Origin of the sequence: Sinorhizobium fredii (assembly GCF_002944405.1) — a bacterium.
GTDB classification, from domain to species: domain Bacteria; phylum Pseudomonadota; class Alphaproteobacteria; order Rhizobiales; family Rhizobiaceae; genus Sinorhizobium; species Sinorhizobium fredii_C.
Window position 1 is genome coordinate 59488 of the sequence record NZ_CP024309.1, and the last position, 20898, is coordinate 80385.

At 57.9% G+C, this 20898-nt stretch carries 16 protein-coding genes and 3 pseudogenes; 13 read left to right on the forward strand and 6 right to left on the reverse strand.

Annotated elements, in window-relative coordinates; genetic code table 11:
- Positions 1-194 precede the first annotated feature (194 nt).
- Entirely contained in the window at positions 195-1445 is a 1251-nt protein-coding gene (locus NXT3_RS21510) for an ROK family transcriptional regulator (RefSeq protein WP_104840391.1), read from the reverse strand.
- A 272-nt stretch (positions 1446-1717) separates the two neighbouring features.
- On the opposite strand from NXT3_RS21510, the gene NXT3_RS21515 reads away from it, so the two are divergent.
- From NXT3_RS21515 to NXT3_RS21540, 6 genes are all read left to right on the forward strand, one after another.
- Positions 1718-3178: an ABC transporter substrate-binding protein gene (locus tag NXT3_RS21515; RefSeq protein WP_104840392.1), complete on the forward strand. Its 1461-nt coding sequence runs from the start codon at positions 1718-1720 to the stop codon at positions 3176-3178.
- 72 nt (positions 3179-3250) lie between these two features.
- Entirely contained in the window at positions 3251-4180 is a 930-nt protein-coding gene (locus tag NXT3_RS21520; protein WP_104840393.1) for a carbohydrate ABC transporter permease, read from the forward strand.
- Between the two features lies 1 nt (position 4181).
- Positions 4182-5012, forward strand: a complete 831-nt coding sequence (locus tag NXT3_RS21525; protein WP_104840394.1) for a carbohydrate ABC transporter permease — start codon at positions 4182-4184, stop codon at positions 5010-5012.
- Between the two features lie 29 nt (positions 5013-5041).
- The gene (locus NXT3_RS21530) at positions 5042-6067 is read left to right on the forward strand and encodes a Gfo/Idh/MocA family protein (RefSeq protein WP_104840395.1); all 1026 of its coding nucleotides are present in this window, start codon (positions 5042-5044) and stop codon (positions 6065-6067) included.
- A gap of 77 nt (positions 6068-6144) precedes the next feature.
- The gene (locus NXT3_RS21535; RefSeq protein ID WP_104840396.1) at positions 6145-7311 is read left to right on the forward strand and encodes an ABC transporter ATP-binding protein; all 1167 of its coding nucleotides are present in this window, start codon (positions 6145-6147) and stop codon (positions 7309-7311) included.
- Positions 7312-7476: 165 nt separating this feature from the next.
- On the forward strand, positions 7477-7806 hold the full coding sequence (locus NXT3_RS21540) for a hypothetical protein (RefSeq protein WP_158665388.1): 330 nt from the start codon (positions 7477-7479) through the stop codon (positions 7804-7806).
- A 553-nt stretch (positions 7807-8359) separates the two neighbouring features.
- Here NXT3_RS21540 and NXT3_RS21550 read toward each other — a convergent pair.
- The gene (locus tag NXT3_RS21550) at positions 8360-9073 is read right to left on the reverse strand and encodes a GntR family transcriptional regulator (protein ID WP_104840398.1); all 714 of its coding nucleotides are present in this window, start codon (positions 9071-9073) and stop codon (positions 8360-8362) included.
- Positions 9074-9719: 646 nt separating this feature from the next.
- On the opposite strand from NXT3_RS21550, the gene NXT3_RS21555 reads away from it, so the two are divergent.
- The 3 genes from NXT3_RS21555 to NXT3_RS21565 all read left to right on the forward strand — a co-directional run bounded on the left by NXT3_RS21555 (position 9720) and on the right by NXT3_RS21565 (position 11654).
- Entirely contained in the window at positions 9720-10391 is a 672-nt protein-coding gene (locus NXT3_RS21555; protein ID WP_104840664.1) for an HAD family hydrolase, read from the forward strand.
- Between the two features lie 213 nt (positions 10392-10604).
- On the forward strand, positions 10605-11105 hold the full coding sequence (locus NXT3_RS21560) for a GNAT family N-acetyltransferase (RefSeq protein ID WP_037381219.1): 501 nt from the start codon (positions 10605-10607) through the stop codon (positions 11103-11105).
- A gap of 165 nt (positions 11106-11270) precedes the next feature.
- Positions 11271-11654: an SDR family oxidoreductase gene (locus NXT3_RS21565; RefSeq protein ID WP_272939868.1), complete on the forward strand. Its 384-nt coding sequence runs from the start codon at positions 11271-11273 to the stop codon at positions 11652-11654.
- A 73-nt stretch (positions 11655-11727) separates the two neighbouring features.
- On the opposite strand, the gene NXT3_RS21570 is transcribed toward NXT3_RS21565, so the two are convergent.
- Positions 11728-13005 carry a DegT/DnrJ/EryC1/StrS family aminotransferase gene (locus tag NXT3_RS21570; RefSeq protein ID WP_104840399.1) on the reverse strand — a complete coding sequence of 426 codons (1278 nt, stop codon included), beginning with the start codon at positions 13003-13005 and terminating at the stop codon, positions 11728-11730.
- A gap of 599 nt (positions 13006-13604) precedes the next feature.
- Here NXT3_RS21570 and NXT3_RS21575 point away from each other — a divergent pair.
- The 4 genes and pseudogenes from NXT3_RS21575 to NXT3_RS32615 form a co-directional block, all read left to right on the forward strand.
- Positions 13605-14909: an ROK family protein gene (locus NXT3_RS21575; protein ID WP_199773385.1), complete on the forward strand. Its 1305-nt coding sequence runs from the start codon at positions 13605-13607 to the stop codon at positions 14907-14909.
- A 159-nt stretch (positions 14910-15068) separates the two neighbouring features.
- Complete coding sequence (locus NXT3_RS21580) at positions 15069-15671, forward strand: hypothetical protein (protein ID WP_104840401.1); 603 nt, start codon at positions 15069-15071, stop codon at positions 15669-15671.
- Positions 15672-16107: 436 nt separating this feature from the next.
- Positions 16108-16285: pseudogene (locus NXT3_RS33125) on the forward strand (IS66-like element accessory protein TnpA); the annotation flags it as partial.
- A gap of 585 nt (positions 16286-16870) precedes the next feature.
- Positions 16871-17011, forward strand: a pseudogene (locus NXT3_RS32615) (IS30 family transposase); the annotation flags it as partial.
- 133 nt (positions 17012-17144) lie between these two features.
- On the opposite strand, the pseudogene NXT3_RS21605 reads toward NXT3_RS32615, so the two are convergent.
- The 3 genes and pseudogenes from NXT3_RS21605 to NXT3_RS21615 form a co-directional block, all read right to left on the reverse strand.
- Positions 17145-17435: pseudogene (locus tag NXT3_RS21605) on the reverse strand (ISNCY family transposase); the annotation flags it as partial.
- A 130-nt stretch (positions 17436-17565) separates the two neighbouring features.
- Positions 17566-18393 (reverse strand): calcium-binding protein, encoded by an 828-nt coding sequence (locus tag NXT3_RS21610; protein WP_104840403.1) that lies wholly within the window; start codon positions 18391-18393, stop codon positions 17566-17568.
- 317 nt (positions 18394-18710) lie between these two features.
- Positions 18711-20870 carry a peptidase domain-containing ABC transporter gene (locus NXT3_RS21615; RefSeq protein WP_104840404.1) on the reverse strand — a complete coding sequence of 720 codons (2160 nt, stop codon included), beginning with the start codon at positions 20868-20870 and terminating at the stop codon, positions 18711-18713.
- Positions 20871-20898 lie beyond the last annotated feature (28 nt).

The window sequence follows — 20898 nt, forward strand, 5'->3', positions numbered from 1 at the left end:
GCTCCCGCCGGCTGACCCCGCTGCGGTCGAGTCCCGAAGGGGCGCTCCTTCACTGGTGATCTCGTTGGAAGGGGAGGGTGGTTACCCAAGTCGACGGCGCGCCATTAAACCGGTGCCGCCTATCCGTGGAGCGGTGGGCCTGCTTGCTACTGCCCGTTCACGATGGCAACGCGGCCGTCGCCATCTTCTCCTGCCTAGATTACCAACTTGAGATGGCTGGACAAGACCAGGCCGGCGGCCCCGCGTAACGCGGTGTGACCTTCTCCGATCCCGTTCACCGTAATGGAAATCTCCTGGTTTGGCCGCTTCCTGACCAGGTGTTCGACATGCTGCTTGACGCGTTCCGCGGCGTCTGCACCGCCTCCTGCGATGTCGCCGTGGAGGACATAGGAGTTGAGCGACAGGGTCTGTTGCAGGTTCAGGATCCCGAATGCGACATTGCGGGTATAGCGATCGAGCAGAACATCGGCGGCCTCCGATCCTTCGGCGGCCTCTTTGACGAGGCGAGCGGAGGTGACACCTACGGGGTTCGCCAAACCGAGCCGAGCCGCTTCTCGCCGTAGCCAGGGCAGGGCCGCGACTGTCTCCCAACATCCATGTTTGCCGCAGTTGCAGAGCTCGCCATCAATTTGAACCACCGTATGGCCAAGTTCGCCTCCGGAGCCGGCAAGCCCCCGATAAACCCGTCCGTCGATGTAGAAGGCTCCGCCCAACACTTCACCGGTGTAGATGGCCGCGAACGTCTGCTGGCCTCTTCCCGGTCCAAACCACCGGTCGCCGACGAGGAGTGCGCGGGGGTGGTGATCGATGACCACGGGAAGCGAAAAATGCGTCTGCAGGATGTCGACCAGGGGAAGGCCGCTCAGAACCGGCGCGAGATTGACCGCAAGGATCACGCCGTTATCGCTGTCGATCATGCCGCCAGAGGCAATGCCGATCCCGAAGGGCGCCTGTTGGGCCTGGGAGAGCGTTGCAGACAAGGTGTCCTTGATGATCGCCAGGAACGCATCCCTGTCTCCATGCGGATCGAATTCTGCCTTGGTGAGTGCCTTGATCTCGCCGCTTAGCGTCACGAGACATGTCTGGGTTCTGCCCGGCAAGAGAAGCACGGCGCCGAGCATCGGGGCTTCCGGATTGAAATAGATCGGACGCGCCGGCTTGCCGCCCTTGAAGTCGGAGGGGACCGCTTCGCCTTCGACGAGCAGGCCCTCTTCGATCATCGGCTGGACGATGCCGGTTATCGTCGTACGGTTCACGCCTGCCAGACGGGCAAGCTCCGCGCGGCTCTTGGGGCCGTGGTCGTACAGGGCCTGCAGCACGCGGCCACGATTGATCTCGCCCAGCGTCGACTGTGAAACAAGCGTCACGTTGCCACCGTCGCCAGCGTCCTTTTGGGAAGGACTGCGCTGCCCGAGCGAATAAGGTGGTTGATTCTCGAATTTCAACTTGCATCTCCGATTTGGCAGCTGGTCTTTCTAGCCTGTGAACGCTTGCTCGACCAGACGGGGTCCGCGCGCACATCCAGGACCGGTCGCGAGCGGGTGAGGCCGCACCGCTGGAAACTCTGTGGCGACTTCTTGACAGTAGCATAAGTTTGTGCGAAGTACAAACAAACTGCTGCAAACGGCGGACGAGGGGTAACAACTAAGTCGAGCACGGCGCCAACCGGGGTCCGAATTCGATCGAGGTTGGATTACAGACAACTGAGGAGGCATTCATGACATTTGATATCGGAAACATGTCGCGCCGGAACATGCTGAAGTCGGCGTCCGCCGCAGCGCTCCTGGCGTCAGGGGTCAGCTCGCTGGTGGCGCCACGGCGTGCAGCCGCCGCCGACACGGTACGGGTACTATCCGTCGAAGACCCGTTCTTCTTCGCGATGAAAGCGATGATCCCGGAATACGAGAAGGAGACCGGCATCAAGGTCGAGTTGGAAAGCCTCTCCTATGATGCGCTGCAGACCCGCCTTGTTTCCGCCTTCGTCGCCAAGACCTCCGATGCCGATGTCATAGCCGTCGACCAGATGTGGCTGGGGCAGTATCTAGACAACGGCTGGATCATTTCGCTGAACGACTTCATTGCTGAGGACAGCGACATCGATCTCTCGGATTTTATTCCCGAGGTTCTCTATTCTTCGAACATGTGGCGCGGCCAGATCGGTACGCTGCCGGTCGCGGCCTATGCGCAGGGCGTCATGTACCGCAAGGACATCTTCGATGAGTTCGGCATCGCCGCACCGCCCTCCGAAAGCTCGGAAGACTGGACCTGGACGAAATACCTTGAGACGCTGAAGGCGCTCGAAGGCAAGTCGTTCGGCGGCAATCCGCTGTTCCCGACGGTGGTCTGCGGCTCGCAACCCTCGCCGATCACCCATATGTTCACGCAGCTTTCCGTCAGCCATGGCGCCAGCTGGTTCAAGTCCTTCCCTGGTGCTCCCTGGGATTTCTCGCCGGAACTGACCGGCCCTGCCTGGGTAAAGTCGGTCGAGATCTACCGCCAGCTCTACAAGCTCTCGCCGCCCGAGGCGATCAATTATGTCTGGTTCGATGCCGGCACCCGCTTTGCCAAGGGCGATATCGGCATGTTCTACTGGTGGACGCCGTATTTCTACCTGGTCAAGAATTCCGGCTACATGACCGGCAAGAAGTCGGATGTCATGGACAAATACGCAACCGCTGCCCTGCCCAAGGCCGAAGGCCTGCCGCAGACCGTCAGCCTCGGCGGCTACAGTCTCGGCGTTCCCTCGAGCTCCGATCGGCAGGAAGCGGGTTACGCCTTCATCAAATGGGCGACGTCGAAGGCGACCCAGAAGAAGATGGCGCTCTGGCCGGACCTCAATTACCAGTTCTCCGACTTCGCCCGCGCATCGCTCTACGAGGACGCGGAGGTGAAGGCGGCCTATCCTTACCTCGACGTCCAATACGCGATGATGAAGCAGGGCAACGGCAAGATCACCCGCCCGCCGGTCCCTGGCTATACGGCCGTCGAGAGCGTGCTCGGCCTCACATTGAACCAGCTCCTCACCGGCAGTGAGGATCCGAAGACTGCGCTCGAGCGCACCAACGGCCTGTTCGAAAGCATCCTCAAGGGCAATCTGATGATTCCTTATCAGAAGGAAAGCTTCGCGGACACGCTCGACGGGGCGAAGGCCCTGATCGGCACGCTCGGCAAGGCGTAATAGAGTTCTCCTCGTGCCGGCGCGGTACGCCCGCGCCGGCGGTCACGCGCGAAGAAGAACTGGACCCCCACCATGCACGCTACAACCATTCGCTCGCCGCAGGCGCTTGCGCCTGTCCGCAAGAGCTTTGTCAGGCGAAACCTGCCCTACCTGTTGATCGCGCCTTCGGTCGTCATGCTGCTGGCGCTGATCGCCTACCCGCTGCTCTTTGCGCTCAAATCGAGCTTCTATTTCTGGAACCTGCAGGTCGGGCCGCAGCCCTTGGCCTTCGTCGGCTTGGACAACTACGTTCAGGCGATCAATGCCTTCGATTTTCGCGCGGCACTGACCAATACGCTGATCCTCTCGGTCGTCGGCACCGCGACCGAGTTCTCGCTCGGCCTGGCGATTGCGCTCGTCCTGCTCAAGGCGCTGCCCGGCATGAATGTCGTGCGGGCGCTTCTGATCCTGCCGACCACGATTGCACCGATCGTCGTCGGCTTCCTGTTTCGCTATCTCTATGACCCCGGCGGCGGGTTGGTGACCTGGGTCCTGCAGTCTCTCTGGCTGCCCGTGCCGGCAGAAGGCATTCTCGGCTCGCCGTCGACGGCGCTTGCCGCCATCCTGTTCGTCGACATCTGGCAATGGACGCCATTCTTCGCCATCGTCCTCTATGCAAGCCTGCTCGCCGTCCCCGACGAGATCATTGAAGCAGCAAGGCTGGATCGCGCCTCGGCTTGGACGATCCTGATGCGCATCAAGCTGCCGCTCATCCGGCGCACCGCCATCATCATCGTCATGCTGCGCTTCATGCAGATATTCAACACCTTCGACACGGTGCTGGTGCTGACGCGCGGCGGACCGGGCACCTCGACGCGCACGCTCGGCTATTCGCTCTACGAGCAGGGCCTCGTCAACTTCAATGTCGGCCTTGTCAGCGCTCAGACGTGGATAGCGGTGCTGATCGTCAACATCATCGTCGCCCTCTACGTCTTCTTCGCCTTCCGGAATGAGGAGTGGTGATATGAAAAGCCGCACGACCTTCTACACGGCGCTCACCTATGCCGCCGGCCTGCTGTTCCTGGCCGTCTTCATTGGTCCGATCCTGTGGTTCCTGGCACTCGCTATCCGTTCGGCCGAAACGGCGTTCGAGATGCCGCCGCAGCTCACCTTCGAACCGACGCTCGACGCCTTTCGCCATATCCTTGTCGATCCCGGCACCAATGCGCCGCAGCTGGTGAACTCGCTCATCGTCGCGATCGGCGCGGTGCTTCTCAATCTGCCTTTCTCGGTGCCTGCGGCATACGCGCTCTCGCGCTTCAAGCTGCGCGGTAAGAAGAACATCATGCTCTGGTATCTCGGCTTGCTGATGGCGCCGCCGATCGCCTTCCTGATCCCGTATTTCGTGCTGATCACGCGGGTCGGCCTGCAAGGGTCATACTTGTCGATGGTGCTGGTTCTGCAGACCCTGACGATCCCGTTCTCCGTCTGGCTGATGAAGAGCTTTATCGATGAGGTGCCGGCGGAGCTCGAAGAGGCCGCCCGTGTCGATGGTGCGCGCTGGCATACGATCATGTGGCGGATCACGCTGCCGATCGTTCGCCCCGGCATCATCGTCACCTCGATGTTCGCCTTCGTCTTTGCCTGGAACAACGCGGCCTTTCCGCTGGTGCTGAGCTCGCGCTCGACCGCCACGCTTCCGATCGGGACGCTCGGATATTTCGCAACCAGCGGAGTGACCTGGAACTACATCGCCGCAGCCGCGGTGCTCGCGATGATCCCGCCGATGATCATCTTTTTGGTGTTCGACCGCTACGTCGTCAGAGGCCTCACCTTCGGTTCGGTGAAAGGCTGATCGCCCCCTTTTGAATGGAGTAGAATTGAATGAGCAAACTTCGCATGGGCGTTATCGGCGCCGGCCTTTGGGGCAACAACCACGCCCACACCTTCAATGTCCTGCCGGAAACTGAGCTTGTCGGCGTCTGTGACCTTGATGAGGGCAGGGCGGTGAAGATGAAGGAGAGTTTTGGAGCGGCTGAGGCGTTCACCGACTATCACAAGCTGATCGCCAGCGAGAACATCGACGCCGTATCGGTGGCGACGCCGGACTTCACCCACACGCCGATCATCCTGGCGGCGCTGAAGGCCGACAAGCATGTGCTCAGCGAAAAGCCTCTGGCGACGACAGTGAAAGAAGCTGAGGACATCGCCGAAGCTGCGGCGACGTCCAAAGGCAAGCTGATGATCGACTTCCACAACCGTGTGAACCCCATCCTGGCTCAGCTTCGCGACATGATTCAGGACGGTCAGATCGGCTTGGCAAAGCATGGCACCGCGCGGCTTTCGAACACGACGTTCGTGCCGTTCCAGATGCTGAGTTGGGCTGCGAAGTCTTCAGCGCTCTGGTTCCTGGGCAGTCATCTCGTCGACGTCCTGCGCTTCATCCTCGCAGACGAGGTTACCCGCGTCTACGCTGTTGCCCGTTCCGGCACATTGTCGGCCGGCGGCGTCGATACAAAAGACTTCCACGTGTCGATCCTGGAGTTTTCAAAGGGTACGGTGGTGACCATGGAGAACAGCTGGATCCTTGCGCGCGACAATCCGTCTCTCGTCGATTTCAAGGTCGAGTTCGTCGGCGAGAAGGGACAGATCCAGGCCGATCCTACCCATAGCGGTGGCCTTCGCCGCATCGTCGATGGCGGCATGAGGTTCAACGACTACATCGGCATGACCCCGACGGGCGCCACCCGCATCGGCGGCTTCGTGCAGGAGTCGATTGCTCGCTTCGTCGACAGCGTGGTGCGCGACGTGCCCCTGCTTGCCGACGCCAACGACGGCCTCGCCAATACCAGGGTCCTGGCAGCGATCGAGGAGTCCGTCGCGAGTGGTCAACCTGTGACCATCGGCTGACGTCGTGATTAATTCCCGAGGCAATCCGTCCATCGGGCGGCTTGCCTCGCCTCTTCATACTGGGAGTAGAACAAAATATGGCGTCCATGACCTTTGACGGGATCGGAAAAACCTTTCCGGACGGGACCGTCGCCGTCGGCAATGTGAGCTTGACCGTCGCCGACGGCGAGTTCGTCGTGCTGGTCGGACCGTCGGGTTGCGGCAAATCCACGCTTCTGCGGATGGCGGCCGGGCTCGAGCTGCTCAACAGCGGCCGGCTTCTGATGGACGATCAGGATGTCACCAATACCGAGCCGCAGGATCGCGACATCGCCATGGTGTTCCAGAACTACGCGCTCTATCCGCACATGACCGTCTACGAAAACATGGCCTTCGGCCTGCAGCAGCGCAAAATGCCGAAGGACAAGATCGAGAAACTTGTGCGCGATGCAGCCGAGATGCTCGATCTCACAAAATATCTGCATCGCAAGCCGGGTGCGCTCTCCGGCGGCCAGCGCCAGCGCGTGGCGATGGGGCGCGCCATCGTCCGCCATCCCATGGCCTTCCTGATGGACGAGCCGCTCTCCAATCTCGACGCCAAGCTCAGGGTCCAGATGCGCGCCGAGCTCAAGCTCCTGAACCAGCGCCTCGGGGTCACTACGCTCTATGTCACCCACGACCAGGTCGAGGCAATGACGATGGGTGACCGGGTCGCGGTGCTCAAACCCGTCGGCAACGCCGGCGAAAGCAATCTGCAGCAGATCGACACGCCGCAGCGGCTCTACGACAGGCCGGCAAATATCTTTGTCGCCGGCTTTATCGGTTCGCCGGCAATGAATTTCGTGCGGGCCGACCTTCGGGCGGACGGGGCAGGCCTGCGCGCGGCGATCGCGGGGACCGGGATCAGTTTTCCGGTTCCCGCGAGCGCTGCCTTGTCCGCCTATGCCGGACGCCAGGTCGTCGTCGGAATACGACCGGAGATGTTCTTAGTGTGTCCCGAAGCCGAGGCGCTGTTCAACGAGCCGGTCCCGGTCGCCGAGGCGCTCGGGGCCGACACCTATGTCTTCTTCGACATCGCGTCCCCGCCCGTCCACGTCAACGACGCCGAGGAGCCGGAGGAGTTCAAGCGCAAGGGCACCAATCGCCTGGTGGCGCGGATCCCGCCGGCAGCGACGCCGGCGCCCAATCAGCGACTGCCGCTGACAGTGGACCTGCAAAAGCTGCACTGGTTCGACCCATTGACAGGAACTGCTATTCGCGATTGATCCGGATGGAAGATCAAGCACCGACTCGCCTGTACAATCGTTTCCCGACCCTCCCAGGGCGCCTTGGCTGCCGTCGAACAGGTCCCGACGGCAGCCCTTTTTTTGGCTCAGCGATCGGGGACGAGCGGTTCCGGACCTCATCAGCAACATCATCGGGAGTAGCCTGTGAAACACGTGTCGATCTTCGGGAAGTTCTTCCTGCTTATGGCTACCTTCGGCCTGACGGCGCTTGCCCTCACGCTTTATCAGAGCAGACAGACGTTCGAGATCAGCAGGAGCTATGAGGCGCTGCTCGATAGAGACGCGTTTGCAGCACTCAATCTGAGCCAGTCCAATCGAAGCCTCGAGGCCGCGCGGGCAAGCATGGGGGACTTGTCGAATGATGCCGGCCCGCACACGTCTGGCACTGACAGCCCGCAAGGGTCGCCAGTCCGGCGTATAATGGCGAAGGTTGTAAATGCTTTTGGGATGCCCAACAACGTTGCTGAGTCTTGAGAATGAAAACCTGTTCTGAATCGGCGTGACGCGTCCTTTCAGCGCTTCTGTGCGCCGAGCGCTCGGCGGGAACCAAAAATTCGTTGGATCTCGAATTTTGAGCTTTCGTCGAAAAAGCCGAGAACCAGATTCCGATGACGAGGTAACAGACTGAATTTCTGCTAGGTGTTCATGACGACGTGGAAACTTTCGCCCTTTGAAAGATCGTGCCTTAGGTGGATATCGCTGGGCAGGAGCGTCTCCGAGATCGCCTTGCTCGAGGGCAAAAGCGAAGCAGAGATCAATCTGTGCTTGGAACGAGCCCTTGTCTTGCTTGGGGCGATCTCGATGGAGGATGCGCTCAAGAAGGCGGATCTCATCTAGATAGATCGCATCTGGCTCTACGCTGCCGTAATTGGCATGCGACGGATCGATTTTTTCTTCGGGTTAACTCACGTGCACACCTTTGCAGGTGCAATTACCACCTCGCGCGGAATCATCATCATACCCAATGCTGGCCAAACGTCTGCTGCCCAGGCAAAGGCATGGCATTTCGGCATAGCTCTGGCAAAAGTCATCGCTGCACGCTCATGAACTGCTCGCTATAGACGGATGCATTTAATGATCGACCGTTCACGACGTCCAAAACGTGTGTCAGGGCGCGTTGTTCGAAATCAAGGTGGCTCATCAATGCGGATTGCACGACGCTCGTTGCTTTGCCGAGTTGGGGCATCGCATTCGTCAGCGTTGCGAGGCTTTTCCTGAAAGATCGGGAATGCTCTGACGCAGTTATTTCCACGCGTAAGGGGTGCGTGCAAAAACAAAATTTGTCGATAATCTTGCACATCTCACAATTCGATGCCCTCTGGCCGATTTCGGTGAAGATCGCTTCCGCTCGACGCGCGGGTTCGGACCTTGATGATGCTTCACAAGGTGCCGGTTTGTAGTGAGCCTGAGGCTCTGCGCGGGCGAGTGCGAAGGCTAGGACTTCCCGTGCCACAGCATACGAGTCCGCTATGGCCCAATCGGTGAGGGGCCTCGTGAAGTAGCCCTTTTGGGGGATGGAAATGACCTTACCCTCAGCTGCAAGTCGGATAAGTGCTTCGCGTACCGGAGTTCTCCCAATGTTGAGTTTGGCCGACAACTCGACGTCACTCAGCTGTTGCCCCGGCATAAGCCCGTGACTGTAAAGCAAGTGAACGACTGCATCATAGGCCGCATCCGTTTTTCCGCGCGTTTTTGGTGGCTCAATTCCACGACATTGGGCGGCTTTATCACAGACCCACATCTTCCCACTCTCCTTTGTCGGATGTCGTTTGACCATCTCCTGCAGGATGCCAGAAACAAGTTTGTTGGGGGCACATTTCACATAATGGCGGGGAGAGCAACCGTGCCGTTGGCGCGAGTTGACTAGGTGTCGCGTGCTTTCAGATGTTCTGCGGCCACCAACGGCATTGTACTGCTTCGCTGGACCAGTGCATCGAGATCCGAGAGCGTGTTCCTCCAATCGCTGAGCCACGCGAGCTTATAGATGCCGGAAAAAATATATGGAGTGCAGATCGAGAGGACTGCGGTTGAGGCGAGACTAAATATCAGGTGGCTTAGCCGAGCAAAAGACCGCAGTCTGAGGAAATATACTGGAAAATATATTTTACATGTTACTTGATTATCGTGGCCTATGCCTTCACTTTCCGCCGCGGTAGTCTTGGGATGAGCAGAGCGAAACAGCGCCAAGGGTCTAATGGATGTGAACGATTTCGTGCACTAAATCCGTGTCGGCGTGATGTCATTTTGGACAAAAATAGGTGCCGATGGCCCTGGCGAAGCCAATAAGACTTCCAAAGTTCAAGCGGCTCTCCCCCGCTGGCCGGGAGGATCCGTAAATTTGTGGATTAGCTTGAATCGTGAGGAAAGCTTAACGGATGACTCAATGCATGCCCGCCTGCGAATCCCCAGGAGTTCTCATTTTCGATTGCGATGGGGTCCTCATCGACAGCGAAAGCATCGCCACCGAGGTACATGTCGAGGCTCTCGCAAAATCAGGGTACGCCATAACTGCAGAGGCTTATAATGGTCGTTTCATAGGCATGAGCGATCAGCAAAGCTACTCTATCATCGAAGCCGAGGCGGGCCTGCGCCTGCCAAATGACCACCATCAACGTGTGATGAAAGAGATCGCCAAGCGATATGCGTGCGAACTCAAGGCCATCGCGGGTATTCGACAGGCGTTGGACGCCATCAGCCTGGCAAAATGCGTGGCATCGAGCAGCGATCCGGAAAAGCTGCGTTTTGGACTTCAGATTACACATCTCTACGACTGTTTTTCGCCTCACGTCTTCAGCGCGTCCGAGGTTCCGCGCGGCAAGCCCGCACCCGATCTCTTTCTGTTCGCAGCGGAGAACATGAAAACACAGCCCGCCAACTGCCTGGTCATCGAAGACAGTGTTGCTGGAGTTCAAGCGGCGGTGGCAGCCCGGATGCGGGTGATAGGCTTTGTCGGCGGTTCTCATTGTGTCTCGGGCCTAGCAGAGAAATTGTTGGAAGCAGGTGCCACCAGAACCTTCAACCACATGGCAGTTTTACCGGAGATTCTTAGGCACCTCTAATCGGACAGTTTGTACGGTGGGGAGTTGCTCACGCAGTCTACCGGTGTATCAGGTGCGAAGACTCTGTCGGGCACTTCGGGCATTGTCTGGCAAGCAGAGCCCGCAGTTACCGTGACGTTTCTCAATCGGCGACCCCGACGCTAATTTGCCGCTCCGTGAGCTTTCCTTTCGCGCTGGACGCCGAAACACCTGAAAGAAAAAGAGGATTAGACGATGCACGGCGGTAGCAGAATCATAGTCGAGTACTTGGCGACATATCCGAATTTCATTCCTGTGTGTGCAAGCTGGGCTTTCGGGCAATGGGGTTGCCATTCGGATGGCTCATTCGCGCAGGCAGAACGTGAGTTCTTCGAAGGAGCACAGACACAATCAATTCCGTTAACTTTGATTGCGATCGAGGCTGGCAAACCTGCAGGAATGGTCAGTCTGTGGGAAAGCGACTTTCGAGGAAGGTTAGATCTGACTCCCTGGCTTAAGTCGCTGTACGTCCATCCATTCCACCGCAGAAAAGGAATAGCATTGTTGCTAATCAAGAGGCTGGAACAAGAGGCTCAGCGGCTCGGCTATCGAAGCCTTTACCTTACAACCGAGGACGCAAAAGACCTCTACGCAAAGGCCGATTGGCAGGAGATAGAGTATGTACGAACACCATATGGCGAAGCGGCATTAATGACCAAGGCGTTGACGCAGGCCGACGAAGACTGTGTAAAGTGATCACGGATGCAAATTGCGAGCTGCGTCACGCTTCGCGCTTCAAAGCCGTGAGAACGGCGGCCAAAAACCGGTTCCATACCCCCGGCGTTACGGCAGCGGACGAACCAGTCTTAGTCGTACGACGACCACAGTGCTCGGGAAACTCGGCCAGCGCGAGCCAGTCTCCTGCCGCTCATGACTTCCGGCGGCTCCGTAATCCTGAACACCTCGACGCTCAGCACACAAGGCCGTCCATATGTGAGCGTGTATTCGGCGACGAAGGCGGCCATTCGCTCGCTGGCGCGGTCGCTCACCGTGGAGCTGGCCGAGAAGGGAATCCGCGTGAATGCCATGGCACCTGGCTACATCGATACGGATCTCGCGCGCAAAGGGGGAATGAGCGAGGAGATGATCGAACAGACGAAGACGCAGGTGCACGCTCAAATCCCGATGCACCGCAGCGGCACAGTCGATGAGATCGCAAAGGCTGTGCTGTTTCTCGCCTCTGATGATTCGGCCTACGTGACAGGCTCCGAATTGTGCGTCGACGGTGGTTGGGCGCAGATCTGACAGCAAGCCGGCGCTCTTCGCGAGCGCCGGCTTGCATGCTGCAGATTTAGGAGTTTACGAGGGGCAGACATTACTAGACGGCTGTCGCAAGCCCTTTTCCGACCAGTCTCGGGAGAGCTTTCCAGACCTTGTGAAAGGCTGCAGCGTAAAGTTCCATCACCTCGGCATCGTTCGGCGGAGCGATCTCGGATATGTAGAACATCGTGTCCAAGAGTTTCATCGTATTTGGAAAATCGGCAGCCCTCCAACTGTCGTTAATGCCGGGGAGATATTCGAACACAGGTTTCCGAAGCCAGACCCAAACAGGCACACCTTCAGCCTTGAGCAAGTTGACGATGAAATCCCTTGCTGCGGGGCCCGAGCCGAAACCGAGGAAGTCCGGTTCGATGCGAAGAGGAAAGTTGAGCATCGATTGATGCTGATCCGACGGATTGAAGAGCGGAAAAAGTCCAGGAAGTTCCCCAATCATGCTCCATAGCAGCTGCCCGTTATTCCTTCGCTTCTGTAGTTGCGTGTCCAGATTAGTTATTCGCATGTTTGCTATAGATGAGGAGAAAACGTTAGGACGATAATTATACCCTTGTGCGCAAGGCGAGAATATGCGCTCACCGTTTCGAGCTGAGCTCGCCAGTGACACGCGATCAACATGCTCGATCAGATTATTGTTTTCCGTAAGGATGAATCCGAGCTCGCCTGCCCCCAAATGCTTGGCCCCGTTTCCAGATAAGGCGAGTACGTCGCTGTCGAGATGCGTTCCGTTGAAGATCGCTTTGGCGGCCGCGATTGTCTGGCAGACATCGTCGATCAGCGCGACGCCTTGAGTACGCGCAGCCGATCTTGCGTCGGGGACAAGAATGTTATTGCCAAAGAGATGAGTGGTGAGGAGTGCGGCGACGTTCGGTGCGAGCTTTTCGGCGGCGGACTTTTGATCGATACCAGCCAAATCCATGTCGACATCCACGAAGATCGGCCGCAGACCACAAATTGCTATCGGCCCCACCGCTCCCGGCCAATTCAGGGCTGCGGTAACCACGTGCTCGCCACGGCTTTTGAAATAGTCGAGTGCAACGTGGATCGCCGCCGTACCACTGCCGACGGCGCGCACCATCCACTTCCCGGTCCACCTGGAGAGATTCTGCTCCAACTCTGTCACAATCGGATGATTGACGCGATGATATTTCCCACTCTCCACTACTTCGCGGAGAGCATCTAAGTGCTTCTTCTGTGCGGCTGGCCAGGCAGTGATGCGCCCAGGGGGGAACACAGGATCGCCGCCAAAGAAAGCCAGCTTCATTTCCGGGTAGGCCATGGCCTGGTTGGCGTCGGTATCAATCTTAGCACGTCTATTCATCCATTTCTCCGGTAAATAAGGGAATGTATAAGTCGTTCTGTGGGCGACATAAAGTACGATAAAACACGTTCGGCTCATTTCAACAGAATGTGTAAAATATATTCTGGAATATATTTTGCATTTTATGCGGATGTTCCATAACTTGCCGTGGCGTAAGAGAAGAAATATGAAGATCCGGTGATCGGCTCGCAAAAGCCTCAGAGATGTCCTTCCGCAATGAAACCTGAACTGAACCATGGGCGGCAGATGCTGCAGCAATTTTCCGCTCCGCTCGTCGGTCGAGCGGCACTTTCCTCGATGGGCATCCGAGCGACCCTTGGTTACGGATCAACCGTCATCACGTCATGGAATTTGAACAAGGCTGTCCAATGGCGGGGAAACGGTCAAAGAGCTTGCTTGGTGTGTCTGGCGGGTAGAGCAGGCACAAAAACCTTAGACCGCGAAGGCAGTGGGCGACCTCGTTATGCACAGCACCATTATTCAGGCGCCACCGTGCTCTCGGCCAGCAATGATCCAGCAAACCGTTGCCTAAGTTGTCTTTTGTTTCGCGAATGACCTGAAATGCGGGCAACAAACTTTTGGCGCAAGAGGACTACGCGATGGATCTTCTGATAAGGCGACTAAGGCAACAAGACTTAGGCGAACATGCGACGGTTCCTGCTGATCGTGACAGGACCGGTTCCGTAGGGCTAGTTGAGGGAGGCCAAAATAGTCATCGATTAACGCCGGCTCAATCCCTGATTTCAGCAGGTACGTTAGGGCCCGCAAATCGGGGGCGTCTACTACAAGCTTTATATGACATGGGACCGTCTAGCAGAGCGGATCTCGCGCGCTCTACCGGCGTCAGTCGAGGAACCATCGGCGGGATTGTTCAACCTCTGCTCGATCAGCGTATTCTCGCAGAAGGAGAAGCGATTCCGCCTAACCAAGCCGGGGGAAAGCCGGCCACTAAATTGTGGTTCTCCAAAGAGGCCAAGCCTATATGTGCGGTTCTTCTGATGCATGATCGTGTGCATACGTGCTTGGTTTCGCTGGAGGGTGAGATCTATGCCAAGAATGTCGCGGACGTGCCGCAAGCCCTAACGAGCGCTTCCGACGTGTTCCAGATTGTCAGCGGCTGTGTCGAAAGAACCATCACATCCAGCAGTTATCCAATCTTGGGGATCGGCGCTGCAGTTGCAGGAATGATCGATACGGAAACCGGTTCGATGCTACGCACCGGCCCTGTGCCGTATCTCGACGGGTTTCCAATAAGAGCGGAGTTGACCAAAAAATTTGGGGTTCCGGTCGTCGTCGACGAAGATACTAGGGCCTTAATTGTTGGCGACCGATGGTTTGGGCAAGGGCGTGGCCGGAGAAACTTCGCTGTGGTTTACATCGGTGAAACTCTAAGAGGGGCACTGTTCCTGAACGGACATGTTCATCGGGGAGCCGCGGGGGCAGGCGGCGAAATCGGTCATACAATTGTGCAGCTCAATGGTCGGGCATGCCACTGTGGGCGACGCGGATGTTGGGAAACAGTCGCAACGCTGAAGTGGATAAGGGAAAAAGCGCGATCAAAAGGGCTGCCGCAGCCTCACGCGCTCAATGCTCGCCGTTTGGTGATGCTAGCGGACCAAGGCGTTAAAGAGGCCGTGGACCTACTGGACGAGTACGCGTTCAATGTTTCGGTCGGGTTGGCTAATCTTCAGCATTTGATAGCACCAAACTGCATTATTCTTCATGGAGATGTCGTGCATGGGGGAAGGCGGATGCTCAGTCTGATCGAAAGAAGCTTTCGGGATCAGCTACTCGACCGTCCTGGTGACGAGATTATGCTAGCCCTTGGGGACAGCGAAAATGTGGCTGCCCTGCGAGGTGCAGCTGGACTCATTCTCTCAGAACTGCTTAATTTCGTTATCTGACCAACGAGCAAAGGCATTGTCACGTCCTCGGGACCGGAGCCCGCCTTATCTTATTGGAACCGTCGGAACGTGCACTGCCCGATCCTCCTCTAGTCTCCCCGCTTAACCTCACATCCGCCTCTCAAACCGTTGTCCTCCCGAGCCGAAGCCTTTAATGCTATGAAAACACCATGGAAATTCCTTGTTAAGTTGACGTCGCGGCGATCCTCGGCGAAAGCGCTAGACAGTTCGGATGGCTATGACACCGATCCCGAGGCTCTCGAGCGCAATGTGGAGCACACGTCCACACTTCCGACCAATTCGACGCAAGCTGTCAGCCAACCTGGTCACGCTGAGGACGTATCGGTCGATCAAGTGTCGGTCGCATCGGACGAGGCGAAAGTCGATGATGATATCGAGGAGGCAGAAAAGCCGCCGTTAGATCTTGAAGAGGCGCAACCGGCAGCGCGTCTCGAAGCAGATCATTCGGGGGGCAAAACGAATTCGACCGCGCCAACAAGCACGGCGGGCACAAAGTTGCGAAGGAAACCGGCAACGAAGGGTCGAGAAGGTAGGAAGAAAGCCAGGGCCCACATGGCTGCGCGGAACACCGCTTCAAAGAATGATAAAAGTGTGAAACCCCCATCCTCAAGAGATTTGTTCTTCCATGATGTGGAAACACTCGACGAGGAAATCAAAATGCTTAGAACCCAGCTGGCTCGGAAGCTTTATCTGCAGAATGTTCAGCTTAAGAAGATGCTTGAGCGATTCGAAACTTCGTGAGCGTGTGTCATGCCCCACATACTTGCGTCATCTTTTGCCCGGCCGTTCGCCGCCTCATTGAATGATCTCCAGCCTGCTGGACACGATCCACTCCGGTCCAAACGCTACGACGCCGCCGTCACGCCAGGCTTACTCCTTCCCAATCGGGCAAGGACGCTCGAATAAGGGCACGATGGGCCTTGTGATGTTTGGTCAACCCATAAAGGCCAGTGAGGACAGTTGCGCTCGATTGTCGTCTTTCTGACACCGTCGGACATGATAGCACTGGTCCACAGAGTGGTCCCATCGTTTCAAAAGGCTTTATGGGTTGGCACGGCATTTGCTCGACTAAGCACAACTCCCCACGGAATGATCGTGAGCGCGACGAACAGCCCACCTTTCCTTTTGTAATTGAGGCCGCGAGATAAGCGCCTTCATCGATAGGAGCGGAAGGGGAATGGTTGGAGATCGCGCTGATCCCATCCTTGAAGTCATGGATGAAGCCAGGACATGAGGGAAAGTATCGTCGGATCGAGGTGATGACCGGTCGACGCCAGCGGCGGAATTGGACTGACGAGGAGAACGCGCGGAACCTTGCGGAAAGGGCGGAACCTGACGTGAACATCTCGGCCGTTATCGGGTGAGGTATGCCGGCGGGAAATCAAGAATGGCGACCTGATCGTACTCTTGGACATCTCGGTTCTCGCGGAGGGGAGCTACTTCCTCATCTGCAAGGCTTCGCGACAGGAGGGAGTAGCTGCCTTCTACGAGTGGTTCCAACAGGTCGTCGATCCTACGCCGGACTACCGCCACATTGTTCGGTGGTGCGGAGAGTAGCACTACTTTTCCTCAACCGAACACCGCAAACCGGTATGATGATCACGTCAAGCCCCCGTAAGCGCATCCATGAGCTGCTACCTGCCGCTGCAGCAGCGGCAGGCGCTGCCGTAGTGAGATCCGTCGCTTCCGCGGTGCAGGCTGCAACCAGTGCTGCGGCGGTGATGATGGCGCGGATGATGTTGCTGAACATCATTTTTCCCCTTCGATCCGAGATTAGTGACGGGCGAGGGATAGCACCGCTTGGCGCCTGGCGGTTTGATCCAGATCAAATGGAAAAACTTGACTGCTTGTCGCAGCCGCGGATTTGGCGTCGCCAGTGAGATCAGCGGCCGCAATGCTCTTGCGGTGCTGCTTGGCACTGTGCGATTCCGGTATGGACATCGTCCGAGCGGATCGCCGGCCGCCTGCTTGCTGACGTGTTGCGCCTTCGTGTCTGTACCGAGACGATCTACCGCTTCATCTCGCAGGGGAGATTATGCGCTGAGCTCTATCGGCACCTCACGGAAGGTCGTCGCAAGCGCTGCCGCCGCGGCTAGGATTGGCTTCGATTGCCGGTCGTTGTTGCGCAGGAAGACCGCAAAGCGGCTGACTGACAGTATTTACAGTACGCTGACGCAAGCCGCCGATCGGCTGGAGCTGGTCAGGGTTGCGCAGGCCGGTCGGCGTGTAACCATTCTTTTCGCTGTTGGTCCTGACCTTCGGCGACGGTAACTGATCCTGCCGCTCCTTGATATAGGCCAGCACATCGGAAAGCCGCTTGTTCTCAGTGATCGCCGCGTGGGTCACGCGCTGATCCTTGTCGAACGTCTTGTAGGGCATGGAGTGCCCCTTCCTGCGCACATCCAGCCTGCCGTCGGCGATAGCGTAGGTCTCGACATTGCGGCCGACCAGTCCGCGCGTCACCTCGTTCTCCTCGATCATGATCCGCTGGCGCTCGTAGGAGAAGAAGCCGCGGTTCCCCTCTCTAACTTGGACAGCCGGCGACGCTTGGCAAGATGTCCGAATTCGTAGATTGAGCGTGCGTTGCGAATCTGGAGCGTCCCGCCAAGGCGGCGCGCTTCCGTGGGGTTTCCGATCAGACGAATGTGAAGTCCGACGGGGTCAGGTGCAGATTGGCAAGGTTGGACACACTGTACACGCCAGACAGGTGAGCGAACACATCCACGTGATTTGCCGAGGTGACATAGGCAAGATCCGCAGTGTGGTTCTTGTAGTCGTGATAGACAATGATGTCGCCGGCGCTCTCGCCGGAAATCGCGCTCGCGGCGGCAGAGCCATCGGCGAAACTCCTGTCGGTGATAACCACGACGTGCTCGCCGTTCGCACCCGAGGCCTTGCCGCTATAGAAGGTGTCCACCGGGTAACCTGACTGCACGCTGGCGTGGTTGATGAAGTTTGCGCCAAAGCCATCGTTGTGGAGCCCCGCCGCATCGAAGGCGAAAGTGTCTTGCGCCGGGTCGAAATCCAGGATGGTGGATACGTCCGGTTCCGGCCCCTGTTTTGGGAAGACACCGGGCATCGGGTTGTGGAGCCCGGGCATTGGGTTGTAGAACTGGAACACGAACGTGTCGGAGCCTTCGCCTCCCTTCAGCCAATCCCTACCGTCACCGAGGAACAGAACATCATCGCCGGCTCCACCGGAGAGATAGTCATTGTCCTCACCAACGATTCGGGGCTTGTCGCGGCCGTCGTCGCCGGAGAGTTTGTCGCTGCCCTCTTCGCCATAGACCTGGTCATTGCCCGCGCCCCCTAAGACCCGGTCGTTTCCCGCGCCACCGAATGCCCGGTCAGTGCCTGAACGAGAGTCGATCCAATCATTGCCAGAAAAATCGATGATCACATCGTCACCATTGCTGCCTAAGATGCTGTCGGCAGCCTCGCTTCCCCGAAAAAACTTTTCCATCGCAAACGCTCCTTGTGATGCAGTGCCCTACCGCTGCGGGACGCCTTGATATCCTTCATCGAATAAGCCGAGTAATTCATTGTTTTGATCGAACGCATCGACGCTACGGATGGATGTGCGCCTTGGTGAAGGAGGCCCGCGGCAGGCGACGCTGGTCGCTACTAAACCGTCGTTGTCGGTAACGAGTTGCTGCCCTGTCGCCCTGGGTTTCACGATGGCGAAAGCGCGTCTATTGATCAGTAAAAAGCATCAAGGATGCCAGTTTGATGCCATTGGCAGCGCTGCAAGTCGCCAGCTAGGGCTTTGTCGGGGTCCCACTAGATGGAGGAAGACCTCTGAGCCCGCCACAGTCGAGCGTAAGGGCCATCAGTTTTCAGCAAGTCAGCGTGCCTTCCTTCCGTAACGACCCGCCCCTTGTCGAGGACCACGATCTTGTCGGCCCCACGAATGGTGCTCAGTCGATGAGCGATGACGATGATCGTCTTACCGGCCCGACGTAGATCCTCAACCACCCGCAAGACAAATGCCTCGGCGGCCGAGTCGAGAGAGGAGGTCGCTTCATCGAGGATCAGAATATCTGGATTCCGGTACAGGGCTCGAGCCAGTGCAAGGCGCTGTTTCTCGCCGCCGGAGAGGCGTACGCCGTTCTCGCCCAGATAGGCCTGGAAGCCGCCTGGCCAGCGCTCGATCAACTCCCGTAGCCCAATTTGATCGCATATCTGCAGGATCTTCTCGAACTCCGGTTCGAACTCCCCCAGGGCGATGTTATCGATCACCGAGCCGGAGAACACGTCGATCGATTGCGGTACTGCAGCCACGACCTTGTGCAGCGATGCGGTCGAGAGGTCCTGGAGGGCATAGGGGCCGATCCGTATGCATCCACCCTCAAGCGGGTAGACATTCTGCAGCAACGCCGCAAGGGTGCTCTTGCCCGAGCCGCTCTCCCCCACCACTGCCGTCACCTCGCCCCGACGAAAGGAGACGCTGAGATCCTGGAAAAGCTCCGGCTGCGCACCATGGCGGAACGTGACGTTCTCCAGGCGAATATCGCCGAGATCAGCCTTTGTCGCATCGATGCCGCCGCTGCTTACCGGCTCCAGGTCGAAGATTTCGAACAGGCGATCCGACGCGATAAGCGCGTCCTGAACGATCCGGTTAGTTTGGATCAGGCGAGCAATCGGCCGGGTGACATAGCCGAGCAACGTACAGCAGGACAGTAATTCGCCGGGGGTGATGGCCTGTTCGAGCGCAAGCGTCGTTCCGAACCACATCAGCACGATGGTGAAGAGGGTCGACACGAACGTCGAGGCGTTGTCGCCGAAGATGGAGATCAGGCCGGAGCTGTAGACGGAATGCAGCATCTTCACAAAGCGGGTCTCGATCTTGACGTTCGCGAAGCTCTCCACGCCGGAGGTCTTGATGGTGGAGATGGCTCCGAGTGATTCCACCAGCTGCGCCTCGAGATCGGCGGCATTCTCCATGATGGCACGCTGACGCTTTCCATTCATCCGATTGATGGTCCAATATACGAGGAGGTACAGAGGGATGGAGAGCGCCACGAGCAAGGCGATCTTCCAAGAATAGATGAACATCAGCCCGAACGAGAACAGTATCATGAGCACGTCAACGAACATGTTGATCGAGACGTCGTTTAGGAAGCTCCTGATCTTCACCGCGTCGTTCATGCGTGAGACGATTTCGCCCATGCGCATGTCGTCGAAGAACTTCTGCGGCAGTCCTAGAATGTGATTGTAGTAGCCGAGGATCAAGTAGACGTCTATCTTCTGCCCCGTCTGCAGGACGAGTCGGTTTCTAAGGAGATTGATGAGGATCTGCGCCACCAGGATCAGCAGCATTGCGATGCTCATCAAGTTGAGCAGGTTGCGGTTGCCCGCTGGGATCACATGATCGACGATCTTCTGAACGTAGATCGCTGTCGAGAGGCCGAGGATCGTCGTCACAAGCGCGCCGGCGAGAGCCTGCGCCATCACCCTTCTGTGTGGCGCAAGCAGACGGGCGAAGCGGGCGAGGGGCGAGGTGGTCTCGTCGCGGCGCTTGAAGGTGTCTGCGGGAACCAGCAGAACCAGGACGCCAGTCCATTGCGCCATGAATTCCTCATGCGACAGCTTGCGGATTTCACCGTAGGCGGGGTCCATTACGATGACGCACTTGGCGTCGATCGCCTGGATTACGACGAAGTGATGCAGGGCCTCCTTGACGATGACGTGCGCGATAGCGGGCTTGGGGATCTTGTACAGGCTGTCGAAGCCGCCCTTCACTCCCTTGGCAACGAAGCCCAGCTTCTGCGCCGCTTCCGTGAGGCCCAGCACGTTCGTGCCGGAGCGATCGGTCGAGGCATACTGGCGGATCCGCGACAATGGCAGCCTGTAGCCATAGAAGGCTGCGACAGAGGCGAGGCTGGCGGCTGCGCAATCTGTGATGTCGCGCTGCTTGAACTTAATGGCCTTGCTCGACATGGCGGCTCGATGGTTGTTTGAAAATGAA